This window comes from Candidatus Termitispirillum reticulitermitis (genome assembly GCF_054655775.1).
On record NZ_BAAIHG010000053.1, the window covers coordinates 1 to 8,739 of the forward strand.

General features: G+C 45.0%; 7 protein-coding genes and 1 pseudogene. 2 read left to right on the forward strand and 6 right to left on the reverse strand.

The features are described from left to right. Positions 1 to 365: 365 nt before the first annotated feature. Complete coding sequence (locus AC1MDJ_RS05870) at positions 366 to 2,618, forward strand: heavy metal translocating P-type ATPase (protein ID WP_479690005.1); 2,253 nt, start codon at positions 366 to 368, stop codon at positions 2,616 to 2,618. A 75-nt stretch (positions 2,619 to 2,693) separates the two neighbouring features. Here AC1MDJ_RS05870 and AC1MDJ_RS05875 read toward each other — a convergent pair whose 3' ends face one another. From AC1MDJ_RS05875 to AC1MDJ_RS05885, 3 genes are all read right to left on the reverse strand, one after another. Continuing rightward, entirely contained in the window at positions 2,694 to 3,635 is a 942-nt protein-coding gene (locus AC1MDJ_RS05875) for a sigma-70 family RNA polymerase sigma factor (RefSeq protein WP_479690006.1), read from the reverse strand. A 125-nt stretch (positions 3,636 to 3,760) separates the two neighbouring features. Continuing rightward, positions 3,761 to 4,435 carry an orotidine-5'-phosphate decarboxylase gene (gene pyrF / locus AC1MDJ_RS05880; RefSeq protein WP_479690007.1) on the reverse strand — a complete coding sequence of 225 codons (675 nt, stop codon included), beginning with the start codon at positions 4,433 to 4,435 and terminating at the stop codon, positions 3,761 to 3,763. Beyond that, positions 4,435 to 5,103 carry an orotate phosphoribosyltransferase gene (locus tag AC1MDJ_RS05885; RefSeq protein WP_479690008.1) on the reverse strand — a complete coding sequence of 223 codons (669 nt, stop codon included), beginning with the start codon at positions 5,101 to 5,103 and terminating at the stop codon, positions 4,435 to 4,437. The genes pyrF and AC1MDJ_RS05885 overlap by 1 nt, the downstream gene beginning before the upstream one ends. 588 nt (positions 5,104 to 5,691) lie before the next feature. Between AC1MDJ_RS05885 and AC1MDJ_RS05890 the strand changes: the two genes are divergently transcribed. Continuing rightward, a complete protein-coding gene (locus AC1MDJ_RS05890; RefSeq protein ID WP_479690009.1) occupies positions 5,692 to 5,967 on the forward strand; it encodes a hypothetical protein in 276 nt (91 codons plus the stop codon). Between the two features lie 19 nt (positions 5,968 to 5,986). Here AC1MDJ_RS05890 and AC1MDJ_RS05895 read toward each other — a convergent pair whose 3' ends face one another. The 3 genes and pseudogenes from AC1MDJ_RS05895 to AC1MDJ_RS05905 all read right to left on the reverse strand — a co-directional run. Continuing rightward, positions 5,987 to 6,637, reverse strand: a complete 651-nt coding sequence (locus tag AC1MDJ_RS05895) for an ABC transporter ATP-binding protein (RefSeq protein ID WP_479690010.1) — start codon at positions 6,635 to 6,637, stop codon at positions 5,987 to 5,989. 9 nt (positions 6,638 to 6,646) lie between these two features. Beyond that, positions 6,647 to 7,903: an FtsX-like permease family protein gene (locus AC1MDJ_RS05900; protein WP_479690011.1), complete on the reverse strand. Its 1,257-nt coding sequence runs from the start codon at positions 7,901 to 7,903 to the stop codon at positions 6,647 to 6,649. A gap of 99 nt (positions 7,904 to 8,002) precedes the next feature. Then, positions 8,003 to 8,739 (reverse strand): annotated as a pseudogene (locus tag AC1MDJ_RS05905) (hypothetical protein); the annotation flags it as partial.

Below are 8,739 nucleotides of genomic sequence, written 5' to 3' on the forward strand. Positions count from 1 at the left end.
GACGCATGGTTTATACGCAACCCACTAGATAACCCCTCTATTGAATGTGATAATGCCTTCGCACTACTGCTGATACCTCCCTGCACCAACACAGCCGCCGTATTAGTATAAACACTAAATGACATAACCAAGCCTCCCTGCAACTACTAAACAAATAAAAAAAAGCTGATAGAATACCCCCTAAATATATACATAACATATATACATAAAGAACTTCCACCAGCCTGATTCCCTCATAGCTTAACTAAATTGTACGTGAACTATAGCAGAAAAAGGGGAGATTGTCAAGAGAAAAATAGCTCATAATTTCTCTATATTTAAGTTGTATATTATTTTTGTGATATGATACAGGAGGTGTATTTATAATGAGCAGTCACGTATTAGATATTAGGGGTATGACTTGTGCAGCCTGTGCACGGCGGGTGGAGCGCGTGGTCGGCAAGTTAGCAGGTATCGGCAAGGCTAACGTGAACCTTGCTACGGAAAAGTTGTTTATAGAATATAACGATGAGGCGGTTTCTATACCTGCTGTTAAACAAGCCGTTGAAAAGGCGGGCTATAAAGCACTTGACGTGCCGAAGGGTGGCACTAGCGATGAGGATAAAATCAGGAAACAGCGCGAAATAAAAGTGTTACAGCTAAAGCTGGCTATCTCTGCCGTATTTAGCTTGCCGCTTTTATATATTGCTATGGTGCCGATGTTCATCTTCATAAATCTGCCATTTCCTGCGGCTCTCAACCCTATGCAATATCCGTTAATTTATGGGCTGTTGGAGTTTGTTTTAGTTGTTCCTGTTGTTATAGCGGGGTATAGGTTCTATACGGTTGGATTTAAGGCGTTGTTTATGTGTAGCCCTAATATGGACTCGTTGATAGCAGTAGGCACTACGGCGGCACTTGTCTATAGCACGTATAATCTATTTAGGATAATTGGCGGCAACTTTAAGGCTGTGGAATCTTTATACTTTGAGACTGCGGGCGTTATAATCACGTTAATATTATTAGGCAAGTCTTTAGAGGCAATATCTAAAGGACGTACGAGCGATGCTATCAAAAAGCTGATGGGACTTGCACCCAAGGTTGCGCTTGTTATTCAAGACGGTGTAGAGAAAGAAATTCCCATAGAACAGGTGGTTATCGGTGATGTTATAGTGGTAAAACCCGGTTCTAAAATACCTGTAGATGGTGTAGTGTTAGAGGGGCACACTGCTATTGACGAGTCTATGTTGACGGGTGAGTCTATGCCTGTGGACAAAAAGACGGGCGACAACGTATATGCCGCATCAATCAACACCAACGGAACGATTCAGTTTAAGGCTGAGCGAGTAGGCAGTGAAACTGCACTGGCGCAGATTATCAAGCTGGTGGAGGATGCACAAGGCTCAAAAGCTCCCATAGCGCAGCTGGCAGATGTTGTGTCGGGATATTTTGTGCCTATCGTCTGTGCCATAGCTGTTGTTGCTGCTAGTGCGTGGTATTTCGTGGGTGGGCATAGCCTAGAATTTGCGCTCACTATCTTTATATCTATATTAGTTATTGCATGTCCATGTGCGCTGGGGCTTGCAACGCCGACTGCCATTATGGTAGGCACAGGCAAGGGCGCAGAGAACGGCATTTTGATAAAAAGCGGCGAAGCACTGGAAATAGCGCATAAAATAAACACGATAGTATTTGATAAAACGGGCACCATTACTGAAGGGAAGCCAAAAGTGACAGATATATTGACGACTGGCGGACTTGGCGAGCTTGAACTGTTGCAACTTGCCGCATCAGCCGAGAAAAGTTCTGAACACCCGCTAGGGCAGGCTATAGTGGGGGATGCACAGGCTAAAGAATTGACGTTCTTAAAAGTTGACAACTTTGGGGCTATTACTGGACGTGGAATAAGTGGCGTTATAGGCGAGCGAACTATCCTTGCGGGCAATTACAAGCTGATGGCTGAAATGAATATACCATTAGACATTTTAGCGGCAGAGTCTGACAAATTGGCTGATGACGGTAAAACACCGATGTATATAGCGATAGATGGCAAACTTGCGGGCATTATCGCTGTAGCCGATGTGGTGAAACAGAGTAGCCGTGCCGCCATTGCTAGGTTGCACAATATGGGTATTGAAGTGGCGATGATTACTGGTGATAACAAGAAAACTGCCGCTGCAATTGCCCGTCAAGTAGGTATTGATAGGGTGCTTGCTGAGGTGCTACCACAAGATAAATCTAACGAGGTAAGGAAGTTGCAACAGGATGGGCGCAAGGTGGCTATGGTAGGGGATGGTATCAATGATGCGCCAGCACTTGCACAGGCTGACGTAGGTATTGCAATCGGCTCTGGCACTGACGTGGCGATGGAATCGGCAGATATTGTGTTAATGCGTTCAGACTTGGTAGATGTGTCTACTGCGATTGAGCTTAGCAAAAAGACAATTCGTAATATTAAGCAGAATTTGTTCTGGGCGTTCGGATACAACGTGTTGGGCATACCGCTGGCAGCGGGGGTGCTGTATCTATTCGGAGGACCCTTGCTAAACCCTATATTTGCAGCGGCGGCTATGAGTCTAAGCTCCGTATCCGTGCTGACAAATGCACTTAGATTAAAAAGGTTTAAGCCTACTCAATAAAACGAACTCCCCCTGCCATACAGCAGGGGGAGTCGTGTTGGAGTCTATTATGAAGTGAGTGTTTGCTGTTATGTGCTAGCTTGCAAGGTATTCCCTTAAATCTTTCGTTACCGCCTTTTTCCTTAGTTTATTTAGCGCACGTGCCTCTAGCTGGCGAACACGTTCTCTGCTGACGCCTAAAACTCTGCCTAAATCTTCAAGCGTGTATTCCTTATCATCGTTAAACCCGTAGCGTAGCATTATTATCTTAGCTTCGCGCTCGTCAAGGTCGCCGAGCATATCGTTCACGGCGCGCTCTACATCAGCAGTAATAACAATATCTTCCACATTGGAATTTTCTGCTTCTAATTCATCGCCATAAGTCCTAGTTTTGCTGTCTTTAATAGGTGCAGACAGCGAAAGTGCTGGTCTGGATGCGCGCAGTATATCTGTCACCTCGCTACCGTGCATGTTCAGCTCATTTGCGATTTCATCTAAAGCAGGCGTTCTGCCATGCTTAACTGACAACATATTGCTAGTTCGGTTTATCTTAAACAAGTTGCTAACTTGTTTTATGGGCAAACGGACGTTGCCCGCTTGTTCAGCTACCCCTTGCATTATATATTGGCGTATCCACCACACGGCATAAGATATAAACTTTACGCCCCTAAGCGGGTCAAATCTATGTGCAGCTTCCATTAAGCCTAAATTGCCGTAACCTATAAGTTCATGCATCGGCAACCCAGAGCCTCTAAATTTATAGGCTATTGACACTACAAACTTTAGGTTGGCACTAATAAGTTTTTTCAGTGCCTCGTCATCTCCGTTTTGTATTTTCAATCCCAACTCCCGTTCTTCACCCTTAGTCAGGGGTCTGTTGGCTGATATGTGTTTCATATAGAATGCTAAATCGTTGCTTGAAAACGTCTGCTCGCTACTATCGCTGATATTCTCACTAGTGTTAGCGTTCTGCCCCAAGCTATCGTTCAGCTCCAAGTTGTCTAATCGTTCATCTAGTGCATTACGTTCTTGTAGCATAATTTTGCCTCCACCTGCAAGACAAGCGGCAGGTAAAAAAGTTCAGATATTTTTTAACAGCTTGTCATTACCCCCTCTGTATAGGCATGTGCAGAGGGGATAAAAAAGGGGAGGGGAGGGGGGGCTTATTGTATGGCTGTTAGGAAACGTTCAGTCTCTTTGCGTCTGTTTTCAGCCTTTGTGATTGGTCGTCCGACCACGATAAAATCTGCTCCGTTTGTTAGTGCCTGTTGAGGCGTGACTATCCGTGCTTGGTCATCGGTGCTGTTGTCAGCAAAACGAACACCCGGACAAACGCATAACAAATCACAGTATCTAGTCTTTACGCTAGCCACCTCTAGCCCAGAGCAGATAATGCCGTCAAGTCCGCTACCTTTTGCTATGTCAGCGCGGCTAGCAACCAATTTTGTTGTCTCGTTAGGCGTGCTAGGCTCACTTGTCAGAACGCTTACCCCCATAATCAGCGGGGCGACTTCGCTATGCCGCTTGGCGAATTCCGCTCCTGTCAGTGCCGCCACCCTGCACATCTCCTGTCCGCCTGATATATGTATTGTCAGCATTTGAACGTTCAACTCACAGGCGGACAGAACTGCCCCCCTGACAGTATTCGGTATATCGTGAAATTTTAGGTCTAAAAACACATTTATATCGCGTGTTCGCAATTCCCTTACCAGTGCGGGACCCTCTGAGGTGAATAGCTCTAATCCTACCTTGAACCACACAGGCAAGCCCGCCAGCTCGTCAGCTAGTTTAATCGCCTCTTTGCCCGTCTGAAAGTCTGCCGCAACGATTAGTTTCATTAAACACCGCCGTGAGTTTTAGACCATTCAACTGGTGCTGCTAAAAAGCTCTCCACCTCACTCATTATTTTAGGCGCAAAATGCCCGCTTGCTTTTGCCACCGCTAACACATCTTGCCACGTGGTCAAATAGTGCAACTGAACGCCTAAATCGCTCAATATTTTGCTACTTTCGGGGAATATGTTATAGAAAAATACCACAAAGCAATGTTCTACTACAGACCCTGACGAGCGAATAGCATTACAGAAACCAACCTTGCTACCGCCGTCAGTAGCTAAATCCTCAACTAATAGCGTTCTGGCAGCTTCTATGACATTGCCCTCTATCTGCGCATTGCGACCGAAACCTTTGGGTTTCTTACGTATATACTGCATCGGCAACATTAGCCTGTCAGACAGCCAAGCGGCGAATGGAATACCGGCAGTCTCTCCGCCAGCCACAACGTCTATAGACTCATAGCCTACCTCACGGTATATGGTTTCAGCGGCAAAGTCCATTAAAGTTTGTCTTAAACGCGGGTATGATATAAGTTTCCTGCAATCAATATACACAGGGCTTGCCTTGCCTGATGTCAGAATAAACGGCTTCTCATCGTAAAAGTGAACAGCCTCCACCTCTAACAGCATTTTAGCCGTCTGGCTAGCAATAGATTCTTTAGATGTATTCATTACTCCCCGTCCCCCACGCTCTACACATACCCCTATAGCCCGCTCCATCGCACCAGATAAAGCTGCCTTGTCCTCGCCGTTAACTCTAAAAAGTTATGGGTTTCTCCTCGTTTGGCATAACCTAAGTAATATAATAAAAAAGGGAAATAGTCAAGTTTTCCTCCTCCTTTTGGGGGAGACTATACAACTTGGGAGCGGTAAATATCAGGGGAAGCAAAAGAGTTTTTCTCTGTAATGCCACAGTTAAAATGCCCCTATTTAGGTGTTAAAGGTATGCTGTTTTCCGTTGTAGAATATAGTGAATGATTTATCAATGAATTCGCGGACGAGAACTTTGTTAACTCTAGGGGCGTGAACAGACTTGGAGGGTATTTGAAAGAAGTGTCCGTTTTTTTTTGTATAGTCCAGTCATTACGCAGTTTAGCCGAACTTTCCAGATAGCAGTAGTCTTTGAGTTGCGCTTTAGCTGGTAGTTGGCGGTGGGCGTCAGGCACTGTTTCTTTGGGTATAGATAGCTTTCTGTTATGAAGTTCAAGGTAGTCTGGTAATGTTAATAAAGATGTATATATAAATGTTGTGGATGGTTCTATGCGAAACTCAGTTGGAGCGGGCTATCCCGCCCAGACGCGCAGTGCTATAGGCAGGCTTGATACGGCAGGGCTAGAGTTAAACGATATATCAATAGGCAGTGCAGCACAAGCGAGGGTTGCTTATGCTCGGATTACTGATGCTATTGCTCGTGTGCGCAGTATGGGACGCAAGGCTAGCATGGGCAAGTCGTCAATGGACACGCTCAACGCCTTTAACAAAACAGCCGAAGAAGAAACGCAACTATCAATAACTAGCTTATGGAAGTGGGGATAATTTCTCACCTGTATCTATTCTATGCCTTTTCTAGCTTTATCTCCGTATCACAAAGACGAGCAATGTTTGGAGCATGTGTTACTATTATAACAGCGACCGATGGGGCTTTTAGGCTGAATAACAACTCTTGCACCACCTCGCTTGCCGCACGGTCAAGGTTGCCAGTTGGCTCATCGGCTAGTATCAGCGAGGGTTCATTCATTATTGCTCGCGCAACAGCTACACGTTGCTGCTCTCCGCCTGATAGTTCTTTTGGGTAGTGAGCTAGCCTATCTTGTAAGCCAATACGGACGAGCAATTCCTCCGCTCGCCGGTGCGCAACGTCTGTCGGTTTGCCAGCAAGCAGTGCAGGCATAGTCACATTTTCTAGTGCGCTGAAATCGTCTAGCAGATAGTGAAACTGAAAGATGAAACCTATATTTTTATTTCTATACTTATCAAGGGCTGGTCCGTTCATAGCATAAACATCGTCTCCGTTGAACAGCACCTTGCCTGATGTAGGCATGTCAAGCCCGCCGATGATGTGTAGCAGGGTTGACTTTCCAGCACCCGATTGCCCTGTCACGGCATGAACTTTGCCCGCTTCAATATTAAGCGACAGGTCGTTCAGCACCGTAAGCATCCCCGCTGGTGTCTCAAACGATTTAGTTATATTAGATAGTTTTATCATCAGATAGCCTCATTCATTCCTGATAGCCTCTATCGGGCTTGTTCTAGCTGTAAGTCTTGCGGGCAGTATTGATGCTAAAAATGTAATTAGCACAGCACAGATAGTCACCGCAATAAACACTGCAGGCGATAGCCTGATAGGGATAGTGTCAGAAAAGTAAATTTCCCTAGGCAAATCAACAATTCTAAAGTTTTGTAATATAAAGCTGATAATAATAGCGAGCAAGTTGCCTAAAATAGTGCCTAACAGTCCGATATATGCCCCTTGTCTAATAAATATACCAACGATAAAGCTCTCTGATGCACCCATAGCGCGCATAATAGCTATCTCTTTGCGTTTGTCCTTCACCGTAACGGTTATCATACTGACTATCGTGAACGAGGCTACTATTATAATGAGTGTTAGTATTACAAATAGGGCGTATTGTTCCAGTTTAAGCGAAGCAAACAGGTTTGCATTCATACTCATCCAATCACGCGCCCAGAATTTCTTGCCTACGGGTGCATCTATAATCTCGTCATTAAGTTTATCTTGTATGCTGACCGCTAGTTCGTTCGCTTTGTCTGAATTGGCTACATATACGGTGATAGCGTTTATGGTATCCCCTGTGGCAAAAAACTCTTGCGCTCGTTCTAAATTAGCATACACAAGTGTGCGGTTGTGCTCGTATAGCCCCGTATCAAAAAAGCCTATATAGCGAAATAAGCGCATTTTAGGCATCATACCGAATGCTCCGCGCGTCATGGCAGGGCTGACGATAGTTATATCTTCCCCGATAGCCACGCCCATAGAGAAAGCTACCTCTTTACCTAATAAAATACTCGGTTTATCGTCAGGGGTGTTTTTATGTAAATCTTTAAGAGTGCCCGAAACAATAATCTTATCTAACCCGCTTGCATCACTGGCGTCTATACCGCGCACCATAACGCCCGATACGTTGCGGTCATTAGCTAGCATTGCAGGGGCTAATATCAGTGGCGAGGCAGACGTTACGTCCGGCAGCTTTTTAACTAGCTCCACCCACTGCTGCCAGTCGTCAATGGGGGTCGCATCCATTTTGTATATTATTATATGTGGGTTTGCACCTAAAAATTTCTTTTTGAGATTGTCAGTGAAACCATCCATAACGCTGATTACAACTATAAGCGAGGCTACCCCCAGCATAACGCCGATAGTAGAAGTGACAGATAGGAACGACAGCAGCCTGTTGTGCTTGCGTGCCAACAAAAAGCGTTTAGCAAAGATATTTACAAGGCTATGACTCATAAAAACAATATAGCACAGATTATTTCAGCTTGCAATTCTTTATAAAATATTATATGCTCGTGGCTTATGAGGCGGTTTCTTTTTGCTCTGCTATTCCTGTTATGTGCCCGCATTGTCATAATATCCATATTTGCCGTCTGTAGCAAAATAGTAAGCCCTGTGCTCTTTGCCACGCGTGGAAAAATTAGCTGATAAAATCCTGCCGTATCCTATAAACTTGCCATTTACAAAACGCTTCTCAACCAAAGCCTCAAAGCTGTCACCTGGGTGTATATCCTTAAAAAAGTCAAACTCCCATTCGTATATTCGGGCAAGCTGGGCGGCAAGCTCTTCTGTCTCTCCAAGCTCTTTAACGGTAGTAAATAGATTAGCATATATGATGCCTGAAACCATTGTCGTTAAAATATCAGTTTCATATTCTATAACAGCAACATGCGGAGCAGCGTTTTCTTTAGTGATACGGACAGCCTTATTAGTGCCAAGCGGGAGCAGATAATAATCACGTCCGACCTCAACCTCCGTACCAGCGCGCAACACAAAAGAACCAAGTTTAGCCTTAAGCTCGCTATATATCTGTGCAGACTCCTGCTGGGTAAATGTATTGGCAAGCACGGCGGATAGCGTATCGCCCGATTGAACGACATATATATCGGCATAAGACGTGCGGGCACATAACAGGAATAGCAGAGCAAAAAGAAACCGCCTCATAAGCCACGACATCGGCTCTATCGCCCTGCCAACCTGCTCCATTAGCCCCTTTGTGAGTGTCTCAACCGTTGCATTACTAGCTAACCCTAATATTATATCCTCTACACGTTTTAGGTGTGCTAAATACA

Bases quoted from the DNA above. Each gene is read 5' to 3' on its own strand.
- AC1MDJ_RS05870 (WP_479690005.1), top strand. From the start codon at position 366: ATGAGCAGTCACGTATTAGATATTAGGGGTATGACTTGTGCAGCCTGT.
- AC1MDJ_RS05875 (WP_479690006.1), bottom strand. From the start codon at position 3,635: ATGCTACAAGAACGTAATGCACTAGATGAACGATTAGACAACTTGGAG.
- pyrF (WP_479690007.1), bottom strand. From the start codon at position 4,435: ATGAAACTAATCGTTGCGGCAGACTTTCAGACGGGCAAAGAGGCGATT.
- AC1MDJ_RS05885 (WP_479690008.1), bottom strand. From the start codon at position 5,103: ATGAATACATCTAAAGAATCTATTGCTAGCCAGACGGCTAAAATGCTG.
- AC1MDJ_RS05890 (WP_479690009.1), top strand. From the start codon at position 5,692: ATGCGAAACTCAGTTGGAGCGGGCTATCCCGCCCAGACGCGCAGTGCT.
- AC1MDJ_RS05895 (WP_479690010.1), bottom strand. From the start codon at position 6,637: ATGATAAAACTATCTAATATAACTAAATCGTTTGAGACACCAGCGGGG.
- AC1MDJ_RS05900 (WP_479690011.1), bottom strand. From the start codon at position 7,903: ATGAGTCATAGCCTTGTAAATATCTTTGCTAAACGCTTTTTGTTGGCA.